Annotated in this window: 21 protein-coding genes; 14 read left to right on the top strand and 7 right to left on the bottom strand. The window is 70.1% G+C overall.

The annotated features are described in order from the left end of the window. Window position 1 precedes the first annotated feature (1 nt). Complete coding sequence (locus BN1701_RS00155; RefSeq protein WP_054044297.1) at window positions 2-430, top strand: OsmC family protein; 429 nt, start codon at window positions 2-4, stop codon at window positions 428-430. Between the two features lie 45 nt (window positions 431-475). On the opposite strand, the gene BN1701_RS00150 is transcribed toward BN1701_RS00155, so the two are convergent. Then, a complete protein-coding gene (locus BN1701_RS00150) occupies window positions 476-1,126 on the bottom strand; it encodes a response regulator transcription factor (protein ID WP_082859567.1) in 651 nt (216 codons plus the stop codon). Window positions 1,127-1,417: 291 nt separating this feature from the next. Between BN1701_RS00150 and BN1701_RS00145 the strand changes: the two genes are divergently transcribed. The 8 genes from BN1701_RS00145 (at window position 1,418) to BN1701_RS00110 (ending at window position 9,724) form a co-directional block, all read left to right on the top strand. Continuing rightward, window positions 1,418-2,212 carry a P-loop NTPase gene (locus BN1701_RS00145; protein WP_054044293.1) on the top strand — a complete coding sequence of 265 codons (795 nt, stop codon included), beginning with the start codon at window positions 1,418-1,420 and terminating at the stop codon, window positions 2,210-2,212. A 50-nt stretch (window positions 2,213-2,262) separates the two neighbouring features. Next, window positions 2,263-2,622 carry a type II secretion system protein gene (locus BN1701_RS00140; RefSeq protein ID WP_157367696.1) on the top strand — a complete coding sequence of 120 codons (360 nt, stop codon included), beginning with the start codon at window positions 2,263-2,265 and terminating at the stop codon, window positions 2,620-2,622. Between the two features lie 66 nt (window positions 2,623-2,688). Further along, a complete protein-coding gene (locus BN1701_RS00135; RefSeq protein ID WP_054044290.1) occupies window positions 2,689-3,780 on the top strand; it encodes a type IV pilus twitching motility protein PilT in 1,092 nt (363 codons plus the stop codon). Then, window positions 3,777-5,408: a GspE/PulE family protein gene (locus tag BN1701_RS00130; RefSeq protein WP_231949366.1), complete on the top strand. Its 1,632-nt coding sequence runs from the start codon at window positions 3,777-3,779 to the stop codon at window positions 5,406-5,408. The genes BN1701_RS00135 and BN1701_RS00130 overlap by 4 nt, the downstream gene beginning before the upstream one ends. A gap of 1 nt (window position 5,409) precedes the next feature. Beyond that, the gene (locus tag BN1701_RS00125) at window positions 5,410-6,612 is read left to right on the top strand and encodes a type II secretion system F family protein (protein WP_054044288.1); all 1,203 of its coding nucleotides are present in this window, start codon (window positions 5,410-5,412) and stop codon (window positions 6,610-6,612) included. Between the two features lies 1 nt (window position 6,613). Next, complete coding sequence (locus BN1701_RS00120; RefSeq protein ID WP_054044286.1) at window positions 6,614-7,057, top strand: type II secretion system protein; 444 nt, start codon at window positions 6,614-6,616, stop codon at window positions 7,055-7,057. Next, entirely contained in the window at window positions 7,048-7,665 is a 618-nt protein-coding gene (locus tag BN1701_RS00115) for a type II secretion system protein J (RefSeq protein WP_054044284.1), read from the top strand. Before BN1701_RS00120 ends, BN1701_RS00115 begins: the two co-directional genes overlap by 10 nt. Before the next feature lie 529 nt (window positions 7,666-8,194). Next, complete coding sequence (locus BN1701_RS00110; protein ID WP_231949361.1) at window positions 8,195-9,724, top strand: hypothetical protein; 1,530 nt, start codon at window positions 8,195-8,197, stop codon at window positions 9,722-9,724. On the opposite strand, the gene BN1701_RS00105 is transcribed toward BN1701_RS00110, so the two are convergent. Beyond that, window positions 9,714-10,511 carry an A24 family peptidase gene (locus BN1701_RS00105; protein ID WP_231949357.1) on the bottom strand — a complete coding sequence of 266 codons (798 nt, stop codon included), beginning with the start codon at window positions 10,509-10,511 and terminating at the stop codon, window positions 9,714-9,716. The genes BN1701_RS00110 and BN1701_RS00105 overlap by 11 nt on opposite strands. A 44-nt stretch (window positions 10,512-10,555) precedes the next feature. Continuing rightward, window positions 10,556-10,939, bottom strand: a complete 384-nt coding sequence (locus BN1701_RS00100; RefSeq protein WP_231949354.1) for a VOC family protein — start codon at window positions 10,937-10,939, stop codon at window positions 10,556-10,558. A gap of 62 nt (window positions 10,940-11,001) precedes the next feature. Here BN1701_RS00100 and BN1701_RS00095 point away from each other — a divergent pair, with 62 nt between their 5' ends. From BN1701_RS00095 to BN1701_RS00085, 3 genes are all read left to right on the top strand, one after another. Further along, window positions 11,002-11,415, top strand: a complete 414-nt coding sequence (locus BN1701_RS00095; protein WP_054044280.1) for a hypothetical protein — start codon at window positions 11,002-11,004, stop codon at window positions 11,413-11,415. A 130-nt stretch (window positions 11,416-11,545) separates the two neighbouring features. Further along, a complete protein-coding gene (locus tag BN1701_RS00090; RefSeq protein ID WP_369800459.1) occupies window positions 11,546-12,196 on the top strand; it encodes an adenylate/guanylate cyclase domain-containing protein in 651 nt (216 codons plus the stop codon). A 389-nt stretch (window positions 12,197-12,585) separates the two neighbouring features. Next, window positions 12,586-14,976, top strand: coding sequence for a S8 family serine peptidase (locus tag BN1701_RS00085; RefSeq protein ID WP_054044278.1), 2,391 nt, complete (start codon window positions 12,586-12,588; stop codon window positions 14,974-14,976). Here the strand turns inward: BN1701_RS00085 and BN1701_RS00080 are convergent. Further along, window positions 14,960-17,506 (bottom strand): tetratricopeptide repeat protein, encoded by a 2,547-nt coding sequence (locus tag BN1701_RS00080; RefSeq protein WP_054044276.1) that lies wholly within the window; start codon window positions 17,504-17,506, stop codon window positions 14,960-14,962. The two genes, BN1701_RS00085 and BN1701_RS00080, sit on opposite strands and share 17 nt — an antisense overlap. A 159-nt stretch (window positions 17,507-17,665) precedes the next feature. Here BN1701_RS00080 and BN1701_RS00075 point away from each other — a divergent pair, with 159 nt between their 5' ends. Then, window positions 17,666-17,926 (top strand): hypothetical protein, encoded by a 261-nt coding sequence (locus tag BN1701_RS00075; protein ID WP_054044274.1) that lies wholly within the window; start codon window positions 17,666-17,668, stop codon window positions 17,924-17,926. Between the two features lie 48 nt (window positions 17,927-17,974). On the opposite strand, the gene BN1701_RS00070 is transcribed toward BN1701_RS00075, so the two are convergent. Beyond that, window positions 17,975-19,138: a cytochrome P450 gene (locus BN1701_RS00070; protein WP_054044271.1), complete on the bottom strand. Its 1,164-nt coding sequence runs from the start codon at window positions 19,136-19,138 to the stop codon at window positions 17,975-17,977. Window positions 19,139-19,201: 63 nt separating this feature from the next. Beyond that, window positions 19,202-20,365, bottom strand: coding sequence for an acyl-CoA dehydrogenase family protein (locus tag BN1701_RS00065; RefSeq protein ID WP_054044269.1), 1,164 nt, complete (start codon window positions 20,363-20,365; stop codon window positions 19,202-19,204). A 118-nt stretch (window positions 20,366-20,483) separates the two neighbouring features. Between BN1701_RS00065 and BN1701_RS00060 the strand changes: the two genes are divergently transcribed. After that, the gene (locus tag BN1701_RS00060; RefSeq protein WP_054044267.1) at window positions 20,484-21,143 is read left to right on the top strand and encodes a winged helix-turn-helix transcriptional regulator; all 660 of its coding nucleotides are present in this window, start codon (window positions 20,484-20,486) and stop codon (window positions 21,141-21,143) included. Here the strand turns inward: BN1701_RS00060 and BN1701_RS00055 are convergent. Next, on the bottom strand, window positions 21,124-21,963 hold the full coding sequence (locus tag BN1701_RS00055) for an alpha/beta fold hydrolase (protein ID WP_054044265.1): 840 nt from the start codon (window positions 21,961-21,963) through the stop codon (window positions 21,124-21,126). The two genes, BN1701_RS00060 and BN1701_RS00055, sit on opposite strands and share 20 nt — an antisense overlap. Window positions 21,964-22,056 lie beyond the last annotated feature (93 nt).

Genomic DNA, 22,056 nt, shown 5'->3' with positions numbered 1-22,056 from the left:
AATGAGTGACGACACGCTGCGCACGGTCTCCATCGAGCGCGGCGGCCTCGGCCACTACACCGCCACGAACGTTCGCGGCGGAACGCTGTCGATCGGCGAGGGCGATGGAGCGGATTTCACCCCCGTGGAGCTCTTCCTCGCCGCGATCGGCGGCTGCACGGCCGTCGACGTCGACTACATCACCAGCAGGCGCGCGGAACCGGTCACCTTCACCGTGACCGTCGCGGGCGACAAGCTGAAGGACCCGGTGATCGGGAATCACCTGGCGAACTTGAACGTCACTTTCGCGGTTCACTTCCCGGAGGGACCGGAGGGCGACACCGCGCGGGAGGCGTTGCCGCGTGCGGTGAAGCAGTCCCACGACCGGCTGTGCACAGTCAGTCGTACGGTCGAGACCGGAGCGGCGATCGAAGTCGTGATCGCGGAGTAGGACGGCTTACCCCGCGTGCCCATACCACTACGCGGTGAATAGGGGTCAGCTGACGACGGGAAGGTCGTCGTTGCGGATCAAGCCGTGGCGCAGCGCGGTCATCAGCGCCTGCGCGCGGTTGCTGGCGCCGAGCTTCTCGTAGAGGCGGGCGACGTAGGTCTTGGCCGTCGACGGGCTGACGAAGGTCGACCGGGCGATTGCCGGGACCGACAGGCCGTCGCGCAGCAGGCCGAGCACCTCGCGTTCGCGGGGGCTCAGGGCGAAGCGGGTGTCGCAGTCGCGCTTGCGGGCCAGGGCGCTCACCAGGCCGGTGGCGGTGAACGAGGTGGCGGCGACGTCGGCGTGCCGGATCGCGCCGAGGACCTCGGCCATCGGGGCGGTCTTGCCGACGAAGGCCGACACACCGGAGTCGAGCGCGCGGAAGAGCACGTTGTCCTCGCCGCACGCGGTGATGACGACGATGCCCAGGTCGGGGTACCGGTCGCGCAGTTCGCGGGCCAGGTGTAGGCCGTCGCCATCAGGGAGGTCGACGTCGATGGTGACGACGGTGGGCCGGGTCTCGGCGACGGCCGCGCGGGCTTCGGCGACAGATCCGCACTCGGCGACGACGGCGATGTCCGGATGCTGCGCGACCAGCCCGGTGAGTCCGAACCTGGTCAGCGTGTGGCCGTCCACGACGGCTAGACGTATCGACATCGTTGCTCCCATCGGCAGGCGCCCACTTTGCTCGACTGGCCGCCTTGATGCGTCAACTACCTTTCGGATGAGCGACGGTCTCAGTTACAGATCCGTACGCCATCCGCGCCGTTCGGGGTCTTAAGACCCTAGGGACCCAGTTGGCGTCACCCGATCGGCCGACAAGTGTCGGCTTGTTAGGCACGTTCTGTCACCTCTCAGCTGCGCCAGTTGTGGCCGTTCGCCCGATGCCGCCGGGACCCCGCCGCGCCGCACGCTTTCTCCACCAGCAGGTGCGGGAGGAGGTGTCGGATGGCAGGCAGCCGAGGCAAGCGCTCAGGCACGGTGGTCACCGTGTTCGCGGCCAAGGGCGGCTGCGGCAAGACGACCTTCGCCACCAACCTTGCCATCGCGCTGCACGCCAACGGCGCGCGGCGGACCTGCCTGGTCGACCTCGATCTCAACTTCGGCGACCTCGCCGCCACCCTGACGTTGCAGCCGCACCGGGCGCTGGCCGACTCGCTGCCGCTCTCGCAGCGGGCCGTGTGGTCGCACACCTCGATCGCGACCTACCGCCCCGGCCTCGACTGCGTGCTCGCCCCGGTCCGGCCCGGCGCCGCCGAGCGCATCCCGGCCACCCAGGTCCGCGCGCTGCTGACGCTGCTGCCGACGCTCTACGAGTACGTCGTCATCGACACTCCCGCGCAGCTGTCCACGCACGTCCTGGCCGCCTTCGACTACTCCCACCACCACGTGCTGCTGACCACGCCCGAGCGGCCCGCGCTGAAGAACCTGCGCAACACCCTCGACATGCTCGACCTGCTGGCCTTCGGGCAGACCTCGCGGTCGATCGTGGTCAACCGGGCCAACGGCCACGCGGGCATCACCGCCGAGGACATCGACGGCGTCGTGCGCAACCCGATCGCCGCCTATCTGCCCTCGACGTGGGAGTTGTCCGCGTCGGTCAACCGGGGGGTGCCGCTGGCCGAGTCCGCGCCGGGGCACCCGTTCAGTCTCGCCGTCCGTCGGTTCGCCGACACCCGCATCCGGGGCGGGGAGGTGGTCGCGGTCAACCAGGAGACCGGTCGGGAACCGCCTCCGGGTTGAAGTCTCTTTCCGCAGGTCACCCCCACATTTCCAATCCACAGGAGAACTCCATGAACAGCTTGCTTGAGGCCGTGCACGAGGCCCGGAAGGACCAGAAGGGCTTCACCCTGATCGAACTGCTGATGGTCATCGTCATCCTCGGCGTGCTGGCCGGGATCGTCGTCTTCGCCGTCAACGGCATCCAGGACAGAGGCAAGGCCTCCGCCTGCAAGGCCGACGTCAAGACGGTTGAAGTCGCCCTGGAGGCCTACTACGCGAAGCTGTCGAGCTACCCCCCGGCTGACGACTGGGCGGCGCTGACCACGGCGCCCAACAAGTTCCTGCACAGCCAGCCCAACAGCCCGGACTACGTCATCGCGTTCAACGGCGCGGGCCACGTGACCGCGAGCGGCGCCTGCACGCAGGTCTGATCCACCAGGGAGGGCCGCCCAGGGGGCGGCCCTCCCGCCCACCCCGACTCACCCCGGAGGTTCGCGATGCACGGCCCCGCCCTCGGCAGCCACGTCGACAAGCTGCTCGACGTCGTGTGGCAGGAAGGCGCCACCGACCTGCTGCTCACCGTGGGCCTGCCGCCGCAGATCCGGATCCACGGGTCGCTCTTCCCGGTCCCCAACCACCCGGTCCTCACCGCCGAGAACACCGAGGCCCTGCTCGCGCAATTGCTCAACGACGAGCAACGGCAGCACTGGGCCAAGACCCACGAGTACGACTTCTCCTTCAGCTGGCGCACCGACGGCCGGGTCCGCGGCAACGCCTTCACCCAGCGCGGGGACACCGCGGTCGCCCTGCGGATGATCCCGCAGGAGATCCCGACGATGGAGCTGCTTGGCCTGCCGCCGGTGCTCGGCGAGTTCGCCAAGCAGCACCAGGGGCTGGTCCTGGTGACCGGCCCGACCGGCTCCGGCAAGTCGACCACGCTGGCCGCGGTCATCGACCGGATCAACACGCAGCGCGCCTGCCACATCATCACCGTCGAAGACCCGATCGAGTACGTGCACCGGCACAAGCGCGCCGCGATCAGCCAGCGCGAGGTCGGCCACGACACCTTCTCGTTCCACACCGCCCTGCGCAGCGCGCTGCGCGAGGACCCCGACGTGCTGCTCGTCGGTGAGATGCGCGACCTGGACTCGATCCGGTTCGCGCTGACGATCGCCGAGACCGGCCACCTCGTCTTCGCCACACTGCACACCAACGACACCGCCCAGTCGCTGGCCCGCATGATCGACGTGTTCCCGTCCGAGCAGCAGACGCAGGTGCGGGTGCAGCTCGCGGCCGCGCTGACCGGGATCGTCTACCAGCGGCTCATCCCGCGCGTCGGCGGCGGGATGGTGGCCGCGTTCGAGGTGCTGGTCGCCAACTCCGCGATCCGCAACCTGGTCAAGGAAGGCAAGACCAACCAGCTGCGCAACTCGCTGGTCACCGGCAGGCGCGAGGGCATGGTCACCTTCGAGCAGTCACTGTCCCTTTTGGTCCAGTCCGGCCAGATCACGGTCGACGACGCCGCCGCCCGCAGCCTGTACCCGCACGAGATCGAGGCGCGGCCGCACGTCCGGGTGGAGGCGTCATGAAGTTCCGCGGCAACCGCCCCGAGTCCGCGGCCCCGGCCGCGCAGTCCCCCACCCCGCAGGCCGCGGCGACCGACGTGCAGGCCGAGCGGATGCGGGTGCGCGCCATCGCGCAGGAGCGTTCGCTGCAAGTGGTGGACCTTCGCGACGTGACCCCGGAGCCCGCCGCGACCGCGCTGGTCACCGAGGCCGTGGCACGCAGGCTGGTCACGGTGCAGCTCAAGAGCGACAACGGCGCGGTGTTCGCCGTGGCCGACCCGACCGACACCGTGCTGCACGAGCTGCGCGAGGCCGCGGGCGTGCCGTTCGCGGTGCGGTTGGCCACGCCGTCGGACATCCACAAGGCCATCGGCAACACCTACCGCGCGCTGACCAACATCGATGCGCGGGTCAAGGACTTCGCCGCCCGCGACATGATCAACCGCAGCGCCGCTCGCACCGACTCGGCCTCGGCCACCGACGCCGCGCCGGTGGTGCAGGTCGTGCAGCTGATCATCACCCAGGCGCTGCGCGACCGCGCGTCGGACGTGCACGTCGAGCCGCAGCCGGAGCGGATCCGGGTGCGCTACCGCATCGACGGCGCGCTGCACGACGTGCTCGACCTGCCGGAGTCGATCGGGCCCGCGGTGGTCAGCCGGATCAAGATCCTCGCCGACATGAACATCGTCGAGCGCCGCCGCCCGCAGGACGGGCAGATCAGCATGGACGTCGAGGGGCGCGCGGTCGACATCCGGGTGTCCACCACCGCGGTGGTCGGAGGCGAGAAGGTCGTGTTGCGGCTGCTGGACAAGAGCCGCCCGCTGTACCGCCTCGAACAGCTCGGCATGCCCGCCGAGATGGCCGCGCGCTACTCGGCGCTCCTGCGCTCCCCCTACGGCATGGTGATCTGCGCGGGCCCGACGGGCAGCGGCAAGACCACCACGCTCTATGGCTCGCTTGGCGAGATCAACAGCCCCGAGCGCAACATCATGACGATCGAGGACCCGGTCGAGTACACGTTCCCGTCGATCAACCAGATCCAGATCAACGAGCAGGCCGGGATCACGTTCGCGGGCGGACTGAAGTCCATCCTGCGGCAGGACCCCGACATCATCCTCGTCGGCGAGGTCCGCGACGTGGAGACCGCGCGGATCGCCGTGCAGTCGGCGTTGACCGGCCACTTCGTCCTGTCTTCGCTGCACGCCACGGACGCGGCGGCGGCGCTGCACCGGTTGCTGGACATGGGAATCGAGAACTTCCTGATCGCCTCGTCGATCACCGCGGTGCTCTCCCAGCGGCTGGTCCGCCGGGTGTGCACGTACTGCACCGAGCCGTACCAGCCGACCAAGGAGGAGTTGGTGTTCCTCGACTCGGTGGGCGGAGCGAAGCCGACGTCCGGGTTCGTCCACGGCGCAGGCTGCAACTTCTGCGCCCACACGGGCTATCTGGAGCGGATCGGCGTCTACGAGATGATGCCGGTCACCGAGCCGATCCGGGACCTGGTGCTGAGCCGGGCGTCCCATGAGGAATTCCGCAAGGTCGCCCGCTACGAGGGCATGCGGACCATGGCCGAGAGCGCGGTCCACCTGGTCGATACCGGGGTCACCACGCTGGCCGAAGTGCTGCGTTCCGTCTACGTGATCGGGAGCTGAGATGGCCAGATTCGCCTATGTGGCAACGGGTCCGGACGGCGCGGCGACCAGCGGCACCTACAAGGCCGACAGCCGGGAGCAGGCCGAACTCGCACTCTACGAACGCGAGCTGCGCGACATCCAGGTCACCGAGAAGAAGAGCTTCCTCAAGGCCGAGCTGACCGCGCCGCGGGTCAAGCGCGAAGAGGTCATGCACCTGTCGCGCCAGCTCGGCGCGTTCATCCGGGCGGGCCTGCCGCTGATCGAGGCGGTGCGGACGCTGGGGGCCGAGGCGGACAACTCGTCGGTGCGCAAGATGATGCACGAGGTCGAGGACGGGCTGCGGCGAGGGGAGAAGTTGTCGGACTGCTTCGACCGCCATCCCAAGATCTTCCCCGAGTTCTACCGCGGCATCCTGCGGTCGGCGGAGCTGAGCGGCAAGCTCGACAGCGTCCTGGACCGGCTCGCCAAGTACCTGGAACGCGATCTGGAGGCCAAGCGCAAGATCAAGTCCGCGCTGATCTACCCGGCGATGATCGCGGGCATGTCGATCGTGACCGTCGTGGTGCTGGCCAGCTTCGTGCTGCCCCGGTTCAAGGCGTTCTTCTCCAGCCTGGGCGCAGACCTGCCACTGCCGACCCGGATGCTGTTGGCGGTCACCGACTTCCTCACCAACTGGTGGTGGGCGCTGCTGGCGGGCTTCGGGTTGGTCGCGCTGATCGTGGTCGGGATCGTGCGCACGCCTCGCGGGCGGTACGCGCGGGACAAGCTGTTCCTCGCGCTGCCGGTCGTGGGCAACACGATCCAGTACGCGCTGGTCGAGCGGTTCAGCCGGATCCTGTCGTCGATGGTGAGCGCGGGCGTGTCGCTGCCCGAGGCGCTGCGGGTGGCCACGGAGTCGCTGCGGAACCGGGTGTTCGTGCGCGCGCTGACCCAGGCCGGTGAGTCCCTGTTGGAGGGTGAGGGCCTGGCCAAGCCGATCGCGGCGACCGGCCTGTTCCCGACCACGGCGAGTCAGATGATCCGGGTCGGCGAGGAGACCGGCACGCTGGACACCCAGCTGGAGGTCACCGCGCAGTACTACGAAGGCGAACTGGACTACAAGCTCAAGAAGCTGACCGCGCTGTTCGAGCCCGCGGTGATCGTGGTGATGGGCCTGGTCGTCGGGTTCGTCGCCGTGGCACTGGTGTCGGCGATGTACGGCATCTTCAACCAGGTGTCCTGACATGCGCGACGACCGGGGCGAGACCCTCATCGAGCTGCTGATCGCCGTGGTGATACTGGGGATCGGCGCGGTGGCCATCGGGGCCGGTCTGACCACCGCGGTGCTCGCGTCTGACATCCACCGCAAGCAGGCCACGGCCGGGGCCACGGTCCGCGACTACGGCGAGGCCATCCAGCACGCGGTCGCGACCGGCGGCTACGTCGCCTGCGCGGGACCGGGCGCGTACACCGCGCCATCGGGCTTCACCGCGCCGTCGGGGTTCACCGCGTCGGTGACGGCGACGAAGTACTGGAGCGGCAGCGCGTGGGTCGGCTCGTGCCCCGCGCCGGACAAGGGGCTGCAGCAGCTCTCGCTCCAGGTGGCGGGCAGCGACGGGCGGGCCACCGAGCGCGTGGTGATCGTCATCCGCAAGCCGTGCGGACTGGGGGACCCGATATGCGCGTGACCCGTGACGAGGCCGGGTTCACCCTGGTCGAGCTGCTGATGGCCATCGTCGTCCTCGCCGTGATCACCGTCCCGCTGGCCGGGATGCTCATCTCCGGGCTGCGCAACACCACCACCACGTCGAGCCGGATGGAGCTGTCGCACGACGCGCAGATCACCTCGACGTACTTCGGCCGGGACGTGGCCACCGTCGGAATCCGCGACTACGAGAGCGCGGCGGGTGCGGGCGGGGTCGCGTTCAAGCCGTCGATCCAGGAGAACGCCGCGTTCGACGCGGGCGGGTACGCGTGCGGCACGGCGTCGACCCCGGTGGCGCGGCTGCGCCTGCTCTCCGACCACTGGGACAGCTCCGGCGCCGAGCCGGTGATGACCGTCCACGTGGTCGGGTACTACCTCGAAGGCACCGAGCTGCACCGGATCAAATGCGCGGGCACCGTGACCGACATCGTCGTCGCGCACAACGTCGTCGCCGGATCGCTCGCGGTGGACTGCGGCGGCCCGTGCGGCACCGCGGCGGTGCCACAACAGGTCACCATGACGTTCACCGTGTCGAAACCCGGCGCCGATCCCTATCCGATCAGCCTCAACGGCCAGCGGAGGCAGACATGAGACGCCCCGGCGTGAACCGCGACGAGTCCGGCGCGGCGCTGATCCTGGTGCTGGTCCTGGTCACGTCCGTGTGCCTGGTGATCCTGTCGCTGCTGACGTTCTCCAGCACCAGCATCCGCACGACCGTCGAGCTGCGCGAGCAGGCGGCCACAGCGTCCACTTCGGACGCCGGGATGGCGGCGGCGATCAACACCATCCGCAACAGCACCTACAACAACTCCGCGGGCCAGAACTGCTTCGGCGGGTCGGACACGCTGGCGCTCAACGGTCTCGCGGACGCGGAGTCGGTGGCGGTGACGTGCGAGCCGGACCCGAAGAAGGTGCTCATCCACTGCCCGTCGCTGTCGGTGTGCAACCGGCCGGGCAGTGCGGTGCTCACCCTCGGCAGGTCCGGGGCCGAGGACGGCGTCCACATCGACCAGCCGGTCGGCTCGACCTTCCGGGTGCACGGCGTGGTGTTCTCCAACTCCAACATCAACGTCGTCAAGGGCAACCTGACCACCAACACCCGGGTGTACGCACGGACCTCGTGCAGCGGCACGATCATGAGCGTCCCCTCGCCCCGTCGTGCAACTACGGCAACACCGCCAACCCGCTGGGCAACGACCCGAACTACCCGGCCGCGATCTCGGCGCCGCCGGTCCACCGGTCGCTGCCCGCCTGCACCACCCAGAACACGGTGATCACCTTCAATCCCGGCTACTACGACGACGCCCACGCCCTGACGGACATGATGGCGTCGAGCAGCCCTTGCCGGGACAGCACGTGGTGGTTCAAGCCGGGGGCCTACTACTTCGACTTCCACAACACCACGAACCCGCTGCTCGACTCCGGGGGCGGCAACGTCTGGACGATCGACAACGGCACGTTGGTCGCGGGGACCCCGGTGAACGGGGCGGGCCAGGTCATCGCGTCCCCACCGGTCCCCGCCACGATCCCCGGCTCGTGCAACAACCCGATCAAGGACGCCAACGCCGTCGGCGTGCAGTTCGTCTTCGGCGGCGACAGCCAGCTGGTGGTGAAGTCCGGCCAGGCCGAGATCTGTGGCACCTACAGCACCACCAGGCCGCCCGTTGCTATCTACGGGCTCAAGTCCGGCGCCGAGTCGGACACGGTGCTGACCGGCCGCAAGCTGACCACCGTCGTCTCCCAGGGCGACTTCAACCCCACCGCGACCACGGTCAACCTCGCCGACGTCGACACGACCAACTTCGCCACCTGGAAGGCCAAGAAGAAGAACGACAACACGACGGTGTCCGTCAACGGTTTCGCGGCGCCCGCGGCCATCCCGGCGGGCTCGGTGCTGAAGTCCGCCGCCGTCAAGGTCGTCCACCGCCACACCCACCCGACGACGTTCGACGGCTTGACCGTCACCCTGACCCCGACGGGCGGCACCCCGCTCACCGGCACCAGCGTCGGCAGACTCGGCTCCCCCGCCTTCCAGACCGACTCGATCCCGATCGATGTCTCCCGCACCGGCTCGCTCGCCAGGGCGATCTACAACGGCACCTACAGCGGCGCCAGGATCGACGTGCGGGTCAACCTGTCGGAGAAGGACGACATCGAGGACATCGACGCCATCCAGCTGGACCTGACCTACACCGCGCCCGCGCTGCGGGCGGGCAGCGGGTGCGTCACCACGGGTCCGTACACCGGCAGCGGCAACGCCTCCCGCTGCGCGGTCGTCACCTCCACCGGCAGCCCGAACAACCAGTTCTACGTCCAGGGCACCACCTACACCCCGATCGCCGCCCTGGACCTCACCCTCAACAACGCCGCGGAGCAGGTGTTCCGCTTCGGGGTCGTGACCAGGACCCTGTGGGTCAAGCTGACCGGCAGCTTCTCCTACACGGGCCCGGTGATCGAGGTCCCCGACGACTCCCCCGGCTTCGTGTTCAGCGTGTACCTGAGCGTCTATGTGTGCGCGGCCCCCGGCCCCTGCTCGACCAGCGGAAACCCGTCGCTGCGGGCGAAGGTCGCCTTCGTCGACGCTGATCCGGTGACCCCGGTGGCGGGCGCCAGACAGGTGAGCGTGCTCAGCTACTCGGCTACCCGGTGACCAGGTCGAGGTACCACCCGGCGATTGGGTCGGCTACGAACACCGCAACCAGCGCACCGAGGATCATGAACGGCCCGAACGGCAGGGCGGTCTTGCGATCGCCGCGTCGGGCCACCACCACCGCGACCCCGGCGACCGCCCCGAGGAGGAACCCGCCGAACGCCCCGACCACCAGCGTCGACCAGGACAGATAGGCGAGAACGCCGCCGAGGATGCCCGACAGCCGCACGTCCCCGAACCCCATGCCCGCCGGGTAGAGCAGCACCAGCAGGAAGTAGAACGCGAACAGCGCCGCTCCCCCGATCCCCGCCCGCGCGAGCGCCCACCAGTCGCCCTGGACGGCGGAGGCGACCGTGAGAAGCGCCGCGAGGACGGGATAGGACGGCAGGATGATCTTCGAGGGCAGGGTTCGGGTGTCGAGGTCGATCAACGCCAGTGCTATCCCGATCGCCGCGAAGCAGAGAAAGGCGGGCCACAGCGCCGGAGCGAGCGTGACGGCTATGGCGAGGAAGACAAGCCCGGTCCCCATCTCGACAAGGGGATACCTGGCCGAGATGGGGGCCGCGCAGTCGGCGCAGCGTCCTTTGAGGATCAGCCAGCCCAGGACCGGGAGGTTGTGCCGGGCCCGGATCGGCTTGCCGCAGTTCGGGCACCGGGAAGGCGGCGACACCACCGACTCGCCCGCGGGGACCCGGTGGATGACGACGTTGAGGAAGGACCCGACGGCCAGGCCCAGCAGCGTGACGAAGACCAGGATGACGACGGCTCCCGCACCCAGTCTGTCCACTCCGCGAGGGTATCGACCACGATCAAGTCCCGCCCGTCGTGACGCTACTGACTCACGAGTTGCTGGACGGCCCACCCGTTGCCGTCCGGGTCGCTGAAGAACACGAACCGCCCCCACGGGAAGTCCTGGACCTCGCTCACCTCGACCCCGCTCTTCACCAGATACGCGTGGGCGACCTCGACGTCGTCGACCACGACCTGCAGACCCTGCACCGAGCCCGGCTCGGCCTCGGTGATCCCGGTGCCGATGGAGATCGAGCACGCCGACCCGCGCGGGGTGATCTGGACGAACCGCAGGTCGTCGGTCACCCGGTGGTCGTGGTCGAGGTTGAACCCGACCTGCTCGGTGTAGAACTTGATCGACCGGTCGACGTCGCTGACCGGGACCGAGATCAGTTCGAGCCTGCACTCCATGTCAGTTCCTTTCATCGAGGTAGGACCAACCTATCGAGCATTGCGGACAGATTCAGTCCGCAAGTCATACTCAGTTCGTGAAGTCGAGTGACGCCGTGGTCGCAGGGGCCGTCGCGGCCTGTCTCAGCGGCGTGCCGTCGACCGCGTGGGCCCTGCTGACCAGAGCCGACCCGCTCGAAGCCACGCTCGCCGCGGGGTCGATTCTGCTCCCGCGCGAGACTCGGCGCGGCAGATTGCTGGTGTCGGCGGCCGTCACCCACATCGGGCTGTCGCTGGGCTGGGCCCAGGTGATCGCCCGGCTGCCGCCTAGGAAGACCGTGGGCGCGCTGGCGGGGCTCGCTATCGCGGCGGTGGACCTGGGCCTGGTTGGTCGGCGGTTTCCGCGGGTCCGTGCGCTGCCGTTGGGGCCGCAGGTGGCCGACCACGTCGCCTATGGGGTCATCGTGGCGGTCGTGCTCAGATCACAGTCCCGGAAAGCTGTGCGGCAGTAAGGTTTTGGGTGTGGATGACACGGGTTGGGCGAGGGTGCGGCGGCTGCTGCGTGAGTCCGACGGTAATGAGGGTGTCGTCCGGACTGCTCGAACGGTTCGTCGGCTGGCGCCTGGGCGGTATGTGCCGCCGGTGGGCAACCAGCCGTCCGCGCGCGTGGCTCGGCTGATTGAGCAGGCGGGTGTCGACCGGCCTAGTGCGTTGCGTGAGCTTGGGCTGACTGCGGTGCAGGTGTGGCAGGCGGTTCGTGGGTCTGCGCCTGCTACTGCCGAGGTCACCATTCTGTTCACTGATCTTGTCGGGTTCTCTACCTGGGCGTTGCGGGCGGGCGATGATCAGGTGCTGCGGCTGCTTGGTGAGGTTGGGCAGGCTAGTGAGACTGTCATCGCTCGTCACGGCGGGACGGTGGTGAAGTCGCTGGGTGACGGTGTTATGGCTGTGTTCGCTGACACCGGGCGGGCGATTTCTGCTGCGTATGAGGCTTGTACTGCGGTTAGTGCGATCAGCCTTGAGGGGTATCGGCCGCAGTTGCGTACGGGTTTGCATGCGGGGCAGCCGCGTCGGGTCGGTGCGGACTATCTCGGGGTGGATGTCAATATCGCTGCCAGGGTGGCTGGGGCTGCTGGTGGGGGTGAGGTTCTGGTGTCCGGGCCCGCGCTGGCCAATGTGGACACCGACCGGTACACGGTGCGGCGCAGGCGATTCCGCGCGAAGGGTGCTCCGCGTGGGCTTGAGGTGTTCGCGGTCGTGCCGCGTTACGGCGATGATGGTGCTGTCCGGTGAGTCCGGTCGCGCTCGGGCTTGGTGCGCCGCGATTGAGTGGGCTCGTTCGGGCTTCGGAGGACGGGTCGCTCCCTCGACAATCAGCGTCTTGTCCGGAAACAGGCCTGTCAATGGCGCCTGCGGCGTCGCTGCGCGATCAGCGAAGCTGACCATTGACAGGCCTGTTTCCGGACAAGGGATTGCCAGGACGAGGGTGCAGGGGGAAGTGCAGGGACCTGCGGTCCCACAAGCAAAAGCAGAGCAAGGGCCTCTGGCGGTCAGCCTGGGCCAAGTGGCAAGTCGGGTTCGGAAGTCGGCCAGGCCGAGGGCGGGCTGTCCAGTTCCGTCCAGCTTCGTCAACCCACCCGCTAACCGCCTGACGATGGACCAAACCACCGTCAGGAGACGCCATGACAACGCTGCTGGTCATCCCCAGGTCCGCCGAGGACCTCGACACCCTGCGCGAAACCGAAACCACCGTGCTCGCCCGCTACCCCCACGCCGTCCTGGTCGACGCCACCGACGCGCAGGTCGCGGACCTGGAACAGCGCGGCCTGCAGACCGCCGAGCTGCCCGCGCAGGCCGTGCGGGCGACCGGCAACGAGTTCGACTTCGCCGACGCGCAGGCCGCCGAGGAGCGCGCGCCGACGCCGACCGATCCGGGCCGGACCGGGTACTACCTGGTCCGGCTGGCCGGTCCCGCCGCGGCGGCCTGGCTCACCTGGCTGACCCAGCACGGGGTGACCGTCCTGGACAGCCTCGAAGACCTCACCCTGCTGGTCAGCGCGCTGCCCGACGCCGCCCACCGGCTTCGGGCGCAGCCGTGGGCGGCGGGCGTGACGCCGTACCGGGCGGCGATGTGCGTCGCGCCCGCGCTGCGGGGCGGCGGCCGCAGGCTGGACCACGCCGCACTCGCCGAGCCCGGCGGCTACCGCGCGGCCCAGGTCGAGGTCGCGGTCTTCCCCGCCGAGGACCTCGCACCGGTCGTCGCCGTGGTCGAGGCCGCAGGTGGCTCCGTACTCAGCGCCGAGGCAGGGGTCGTCGTGGCCTCGGCCCCGGCCGCCGCGATCACCGAACTGGCCGAACTCCCCGGCGTGCGGTCGATCGAGCCCCACACCCGCGTGGTCGCGCACAACGACCAGGCCAGGAAAGTCATGCGGGTGCCGAGCGACAACACCTTCGACACCACCGTGCTCACCGGGTCCGGCCAGATCGTGGCCATCGCCGACTCCGGCATCGACACCGGCGTGCCCGAGACCATGCACCCCGACCTGCGCGGCCGGGTCGCGGGCATCACCAGTTGGCCGACCAAGGCCGACTACCGCAGGTTCACCACCGACGAACCCGAGCACGACGACGGTCCGGGCGACCCCGACTCCGGCCATGGCACCCACGTGGCGGGTTCCGTGCTGGGCAACGGCCGCGCGGCCAGGACCGTCGGCGGCGACACCGTGCCGTCCGGGGTCGCGCCGAAGGCCAGGGTGTTCTTCCAGTCCATTGGGCAAAAGGTGGCGTGGAAGACCGCTGAGCAGCTTGCCGCTGAGGGGATCAGGCCGTTCGAGGACGAGTGGCCGCCCAACGCGGTCGGGCTCTACGGGCTTCCCCTCAACTTGCAGCCGCTGTTCGAGCAGGCCTACCAGGCGGGCGCGCGCATCCACACCAACTCGTGGGGCTCGCCCGCGGACGGCGCGTACACCACCACCGCGCAGGTGGTCGACAAGTTCATCTGGGACCACCAGGACATGCTGATCCTGTTCTCGGCGGGCAACGCGGGCGTCGACGCCAACGGCGACGGCGTCGTCGACCAGGACACCATTTCCGCGCCGGGCACGGCGAAGAACTGCCTCACGGTCGGCGCGTCGGAGAACGTGCGGCCCGCGGGCTCCCAGCCGCCCCCCGGGCGGAACAAGCGGTGGGACGAGCTGAAGGACAAGGACGGGAACCTGCGCTACCCCGCGTTCGGCCCGGCCGGTCACCTCTCCGACAACCCTGACGGGCTGGCCGCGTTCTCCTCGCGCGGGCCCGCCGACGACCAGCGGATCAAGCCGGACGTGGTGGCGCCGGGAACGAACGTGCTCTCGACGCTGTCCACGGTCATCCCGCAGTCGATCGATCCGCTGTGGGGCAGGCTGCCCGCGGGCCATCCGCTGCGGCCGTTCTACTGCTGGAGCGGCGGGACGAGCATGTCCACGCCGCTGGTCGCGGGCGCGGTCGCGGTGGTCCGCCAGCACCTCGTGGAGCAGCGGCGCCACCACCCGTCGGCCGCCCTGCTCAAGGCGATGCTGATCCACGGCGCCACGCCGCTGCCGGGGCAGTTCCCCGGCGAGGTCTCCGGCGCCGCCGCGACGGCCGCCGGGTTCGGCCGGGTCGATGTGGCGCGCTGCCTGACCACGGTGTCGGGCAAGCCGGTCTGCTTCGCCGACTCGCCTGACGACGCCGTGCAGACCGGCGAGTTCCGCGTCCTGCGGATCGACGGAATGACGGCGGGCGAGCCGCTGCGCGTCACTCTCGTGTGGACGGACGCGCCGTCGGGTTCGGGCGGTGGCCTGGTCAACCAGCTCTACCTGCGGGTGGTCGACCCAGAGGGGAAAGCGCTCGACGGCGATGTCAGCCGGTTCCCGGACCCGGTCAACAACGTGCAGCAGGTGACCGTCCCCGACGCGCTGCCCGGGGTGTACCGGATCGCCGTGTTCGGGTTCTCGGTCATCATGCCCGCCCCTGGTGTCCCGGTGGGGCCGGTGGCGCGGCAGAACTTCGCGCTGGCGGTGTCGAACGGGACGTCCCTCACCAAGCTCCAGTGAGCCGCTGCCGGACCGCGCCGCCCTCCGGCACACCCAGCCGCTCGAACAAGTCCGCCGCCGCGAGCCACCGCTCGCGCGCGGCGGACGCGTGTCCGGCGGCGAAATCCAGTTCCGCCAGCGCCGCCAGCGCGCGGCCGTGGTCGTAGTCGTCGCCGGTCCGCACCGCCAGGTCGTGCGCTTGGCGGAGCACGTCTTTGGCCTCCCGCGCGCCGCGCAGGCGCAAGGTCTCCCCGAGTTCGACCGACGCGCCGATCTCGACGTCGATCTCGCCGACGTCGTGGGCGATCTCGATGGCCCACCGCAGCTGGTGCTCGGCGTCGGCGAGCCTGCCCAGCGCGCGCAGGGCGGCGCCGAGGCCATAGCGGCCGTCAGCCTCGCCGGTCCGGTAGCCGATCTCCAGGTAGAGCGCCAACGCCTGTTCGTGGTGCTTCACCGCGTCATCGAGCCTGCCGAGGCGGCACTCCGCCGACGCGAGGTTGGTGGTGGCCACCGCTTCACCCATCCGGTTGCCGATCACCCGGTTCAGTGCCAGCGACCGCTCGCAGTGGTCGAGAGCGTCGGCGAAGCGACCCATCCGCTCCAGCGTCGGGCCCAGATTGTTGAGGACGCGGCTCTCCCCGAGCTGGTCGCCGCACGCGCGATAGAGCAGCAGCGCGCCGCGCTGGTAGTCGAGCGCGGTCTCGTAGTCGCCGAGCTGGCGGTGGACGGTGCCGAGTCCGTAGAGCTCGGTGCCCTCGCCGGGCACGTCGCCGATGTCGCGCCGGATCGCCAGCGCGGCCGTCAGGTGTTCGCGTGCGTCGGCGTAGCGGCCCAGCCGCCATGACACCACCCCGAGACCGTGCCGCGCCCCGGCTTCCTCGGCCAGGTCACCGGTTTCCCGGCTGATGCCGAGGGCGATCTGGTGGCGTTCGGTGGCGGCCGGATAGGCGCCGACCCGCAGCAGCGCGGTGCCCAGCCGGTTCAGCGCCGCCGCCTCCCCCGCGCGGTCGCCCAGGTCGCGCGCGGCCCGCACCGCCGACTCGTGCAGCGCGAGGCCGTCACGGTAGTGCGCACGCAGGTCGAAGGGCTTGGCCAGGCATTCCGACAGGTCGAGCGCGAACCTGGGCGGCGCGACGGCGGCCACGGCGACGAGGTTCTCGTGCTCGTCGCTGAGCCAGGTATCGCGTGGATCGACGGCTCGCGCGCGGGACAGATAGTGATCGAACAACCGCTCCCGCGCCTGGGCCCGGTCGGCCCGGCCCGCGGCCTGCTCGGCGGCGTACGCGCGCAACAGGTCGTGCATCGCGAACCAGCCGGGCCGGATCTCGTCCACCAGGTGCGCTTGGGCCAGCGCCGCCAGCGACCGGCGGGCGGCGGTCTCGGCCACGCCGAAGAGCGCGGCGGCGACACTGACCTGGACCTGCTGGCCAGGGTGCAACCCAAGTAGTTGGAACGAGTCCAGGTCGGCGGGCCACAAGTGCGTGCAGGACCAGGAGAAGACCGCCCGCACGGCGGTCTCGTCGTCGTCGCCCGCGGCGAGTAGGTCGAGCCTGCCCGCCTCGTCGGCCAGTTCGGCGGTCAGCCACGACAGCGGCGCCTTCGGCCGGGCGGCGGCGAGTTCGGCGGCGATCCGGATCGCCAGCGGCAGCCGGGCGCAGCGCGCGGCCAGCGCCTCGGCTTCGCCGGGTTCGGCGTCGACCCGGTCGCCGAGGAGCCTGCGCAACAGGTCGACGGACTCCGCGACGGTCAGCACGTCCAAGTCGACCCGGACGGCACCGTGCCGCGCGACCAGCGCGGCCAGGGTGTCGCGGCTGGTCACCAGGACCTGGCAGGTCGGGGCGCCGGGCAGCAGGTCGCGCACCTGCTCGACCGAACGGGCGTTGTCCAGCACGATCAGGAGGTGTTTGCCCGCCACCGTCGTGCGGTAGAGCGCGGCCCGCTCGTCGAGTGCGTGTGGCACGGCCGACCGCGCCACCCCGAGCGCGACCAGCAGGGACTCCAGCGCGGCGGCGGGTGGGACGGGCTGGTCGGGCGAGTAGCCGCGGAGGTTCAGATAGCACTGTCCGTCCGGGAACCGCGCCGCCGCGCGGTGCGCCCAGTGCACGGCGAGGGCGGTCTTGCCCACCCCACCGGTCCCAGTCACCGCGGCGATAGTGACCGCGGGCGGCGGCGCGGCGGCCCGGTCGAGCGCGGCGAGTTGGGCGGCCCGGCCGGTGAACGCGGCGACGTCGGCGGGGAGCTGGCGGGGCGCGGAGGTCGCGGACCCCGCGGTCGGCTCGGGTGCGGGCTCGGCTTTGCTGCTCGCCGCGAGCCACCGCGCGTGGAAGGCGCCGACGTCACCGCCCAGCGCCTCCACGATCAGTTCGACCAGGCCCCAGCGCGGCACGGCTGAGCCGGAGAACGCCGCGGAGATCGTGGTGTGGCTGCACCCGACCTCCTTGGCCATGTCCCGCAGGCTCGGCCAGCCCGCGCGATGGTGCAGGTCGTGCAGGTCGTCGAAGAACACGCGGACCGGGCCTTCGGACACGCTCGGTCTGGGCAGCTCACCCATCCGTCCTCCCCTCCGGCGTCGAGGGTCCTCCCCGGGATCCGGGCTGTAAACCGGTTTGCCCTTTGGGGCGGCCGGTTCTGTTCGATTCCGTCAACCGGCTACCGACCGCGCTGAGACTGGATCCACCTGGGAGACAGGGCATCCACGAAGGGAAGCACCATGAAGCTCACCAAGATCGACGTGACCACCTCCGGTTTCAAGTCCTCTGACCTATGGTCGGGCACGCTGGCGGCGGGCGAGGTCGGCAAGCTGGTCGAGGCGCCGATCGACACGCTCAACGCCGCGGGCCTCGACCTGGCCGCCGACGCCGACGTGTCCGTCCAGTTGGACCGGTCGGCGGCCAAGGCCAAGGGCGGCGTCGGCGTGCTGGTCATCGTGCTCGAAGACGGCACCGTGATCATCATCATCGTCGCGATGTGAACCGGTCTCCTCGGCATCGCCCGTCACGGTGCCGAGGAGACCACCACCTCAGAGCAGGACCGGGACGGCGTCGGTGCCGTGCTGCACGAAACCCCTGGCGCCGTACTGGAAGGACATCGGGCGGTCCGGGTCCGAACGCAGGTTCGGGTAGGCGTCGAGCAGCGCGTCGACAGCGGCCCGGACCTCGATCTTGGCCAGCGGGGCGCCGACACAGTAGTGCGGTCCGAGTCCGAAGCCGAGATGACTGGGGGCGCGGGTGACGTCGAAGGTCTCCGGGGAGGGGAACGCCTCGGCGTCGTAGTGGGCGGCGGCGATACAGAAGTAGGTCATGCTGCCCGCTGCCATGGGGGTGCCCGCGATCTCGGTGTCGCGCAGGACCAGCCGGTAGAGCCCGGCCGACGGGTTGGCCCAGCGGAACGCCTCGTCGATCGCGCCGTCGATGAGCGACCGGTCGGCGCGGACCTGGGCCAGCGCGTCGGGGTTGAGCAGCAGCGAGCCGACGGTCGCGGTCATCATCTGGATCGTCGTCTCGAAGCCGCCCAGCAGCAGGCTGACGACCGCGGCCACACAGGACTCCAGCGAGAACTCGCCCTCGTGGGCCCGGATGATCTCGCCGAGCAGGTTGTCACTCGGCTTCGCCCGCTCCTGCTCCACCAGGGTCGCGGTGTAGTCGCTCAGTTCCTGATACGCCTGGAGACCGGGCGCGACCATCGCCTCGTCCATCGGCGAGCCCAGCCAGCTCACGATCGTGCGCACCCACTGAAGCCCTTGGTCACCGACCTCGTCGGGGATGCCCAGCAGGTCGAGGAACACCTGCATCGGGTAGCGCGCGACCGCCGCCTCGATCAGCTCGACCCGCGGCCCGGCCAGCGAGCCGAAGACCGCGGCCGCGATCGGGCGGATGCGCTCCTCGTACCGCTTGCTCGCGCCGGGGCTGAAGAACCGGTTGTGGATGCGCCGCTGCCGCACGTGCTCGGGGCCGTCGTGGGCGATCATCGACGCGGCCATGGGGCCCATGCCGTAGAACTTGGTGCTGAACGTCGTGGTGTCGCGCAGCCCCGTGGAGACATCGGCGTGCCGCAGCACCACCGGGGCGCCCATCCGCTCGTCGAACACGACCGGGTTCTCCCGACCCAGCGCCGCCAGCGTGCGCCCCAGCGTCATGGGTGAGTCCGACCGGGCCATGAACGCGCTTTCGGCGATCGTGATCATGGAAGCAGCCTCCGCGATGTGTGGTTTGACCGCTACATCGCCGAGCCCCCGGCCGGTGTGACGTCATTCCGTGACGCCGCTGTCGCCCAACGCAAGCTTACCCGCGTAAGTAAGAGTCAACTCAGGCGTGAACGGGTGGAACGCGCCCGCCCGAACGTCGCGGTAAGCCCGCTCCAGCGGGAACCGGCGGTAGAACGCGCGCCCGCCGACGACGTCCATCGCCAGGTCCACCACCTCGATCGCCGCCGTCACGGCCTGCCGCTTGGCGATCATCACGGTGTTCAGCGTCGTCGGGTCGCAGGTGTAGTCCTCGCCGAGCTCGTCGACCGCGCCCATGAGCGCCCACCACGCGACCCGGAGCCTGGTGTCCATCAGCCCGACCGCCCGCTGCACCCTGGGCAGGTTCGCCAGCGCTGTCGGTCCGCGGGTCCCGGCGGTCGCGGCGGCGACGGCGATAGCCCGCGCGCCCGCCCCGATCCCGTAGTAGGTGGCGCCCACGACCGGCGCGAAGTGCATCGCGGCGGCCGCGAGCGGCCCGCCGAACTCGCCGTACGGGCGGCGGCCGGTGATCTTGTCGGCCGGGATGACGACATCCTCGATGACGACGTCGTGGCTGGCCGTGCCGCGCATGCCGAGCGTGTCCCAGGTCTCCTCGATCCGGACGCCCTCGGCGGCGAACGGCACGCTGAAGTGGATCACCTCGGCGCCCGCGCCCTCACCGAGCACCGCGCACGTCGCCACGACAGTGGCTCCGGGCGACTGGCTGCAGAACGCCTTGCGGCCGTTGATGAGATACCCGCCGCCGACCTCGACCGCCGTGGTCGTCGGCCACAGCCAGTCGGAACCTCCGCTGGTCGCGATGACGATCCCGTCGTCGGCGATCCGGCGCAGCACGGCTTCCGCGTCCGGGGCACCCTTGCGCCGCCGATACACCTGCATCAGGGTCAGGTACTGGTGCATCGCGCAGGCCAGCGCCGTCGCGCCGTCATGCCGGGCGAGCTCGGCCTGCGCGTGGCAGACCTGCTTGAAGCTCGCGCCGAGTCCGCCCAGCTCCACGGGTACGGCCAGCGCGAGATATCCCCGGTCCCGCATGAGCGCGTACGCCTCACTGACGAACGTGGCGTCCCGATCGTGCTCGGCGGCGTGCTTCGCGGCGACCGCGCCGATCTCGGCGGCGAGTCCGACGAAGCGGGTGTCGGTGTCGGGCGGTGAATCGATGAGCGTCATGTTCAGTGCCTTTCGCTGGGTAGTGGCACTGACGGTAGGAAGGGTCCGAGCGGCCAGGTAGTGCAGAAACTGAACCGCACCCGTAACGGTCGGACCGTCCCGACCCGACTCACCTGGTGTGCGTCCCTACGCCCAGTACTGCCCGATCGTCCGAGCCGTCGAGGTCCTCGGCGACCGCTGGACGCTGCTCATCGTCCGGGAACTGCTGATCGGCAAGACCCGCTTCAACGAGATCGCCAGGGGTCTGCCCGGCCTGTCCAGGGCCCTGCTCGCCCGCCGGTTCAGACAGCTGGAGAACGCGGGCATCGTCGTGCGGACCGACACCGGCTACGAGCTGACCCACTCCGGCGAGGACCTGCGGCCGCTGGTGTTCGGCCTGGCCGACTGGGGCGCCCGGCACGCCTTCGGTGACCCGCAGCCCGAGGAGATGGACCCCGAGCTGCTGATGTGGTGGCTGCACGGCCGGGTCGACACCAGCGAGATCGCGAACCGGGCGGTCATCCAGATCCAGGTCCCCGACCGCAAGCGCGTCTTCTGGCTCGTACTCGAACCCGACGACGCCTCGGTCTGCTACACCGACCCCGGCTTCGACGTCGACGCTGTCCTGGCCTCGGACATCGCCACGCTGTACCGCGTCTGGGAGGGCGAGGTCGACCTCATGGACGCGGCCAAGGCGGGGCGGCTGACCCTGACCGGGGCCCGGTGGGTGGTGCGGGGGCTGCCGCACTGGCTCCAGCTGAGCCCCGTCGCGCCGCTTGTCAGAGCCGCGCGTGCTTGAGGACGGCTTCCGCCAGCGGACCGTGCACCGCTGAGGGCAGCGCGTGGCCCATGCCGGGGATCTCCAGCAGTTCCGCGCCCGGGATGAGCTTGGCGATGTGCTCCCCCTGCGGCGGCGGGTTCACCGGATCCTCGGGCCCTTGGACGACCAGGGTGGGGATACGCACGGTCGTCAGTTCGTCGCCACGAACGAGACCGGACGTGTCGGCGTGGGCGTGCGCGGGGAATTCGGTGTGGGTGCCCGCGTGCTCGATGATCCGCTCCTCCATCCGGCGGAACTCGGCCTCGTCGAAGGGGATCACGCCGCCGTTGAGGATCTTCCAGTGCCGGACCCGCCAGTCGATCTCGGCCGCACGGTCACGCGGCTGCCCGAGCTCCTGCCAGAGCGCCAACAACTCCGGCGACGGACCGGCCCACTCCGGGGAGTCCGCGCCGAACAGGGCGGCGGTGCAGAGCAGCGTCATGGTGCGCAGCCGGTCCGGGTGGTCCAGCAGCAGGAGCTGCCCGACGATGCCGCCCATCGACATCCCCACCACATGCGCTTTCTCGACCCCGAACCCGTCCAGCACCGCGACCGCGTCGGCGGCCAGATCAGTGATGGCGTAGGGGTTCTCGGCGAACGCGTGCGTCGACTTGCCCGTGTCCCGGTGGTCGTAACGGATCATATGGTGGGTCTCGGCAAGCAGGCCGACGAACGCGTCCGGCCAGGTGTACCCCGCTGCGTTCGCCCCCATGATCAGCAGCAGCGGCGGGTGCGCCGGGTCCCCGAGGTCGTCGGCCCAAAGCTGGACCCCGTCAGCGGCGGTGATGAATCGAGACATGATCGCAGTTTAGTGCGGTATACGGAGCACCTCGTGTTCACCAGCACGTCACCCGAAGGTGTTACGTTGCGGGCTCTTTCCGCAGCTGAAGGG

Origin of the sequence: Alloactinosynnema sp. L-07 (assembly GCF_900070365.1) — a bacterium.
Classification (GTDB): domain Bacteria; phylum Actinomycetota; class Actinomycetes; order Mycobacteriales; family Pseudonocardiaceae; genus Actinokineospora.
The sequence above is the reverse complement of the archived record's forward strand: the minus strand, read 5'-3'. Positions and strand labels throughout refer to the sequence as shown.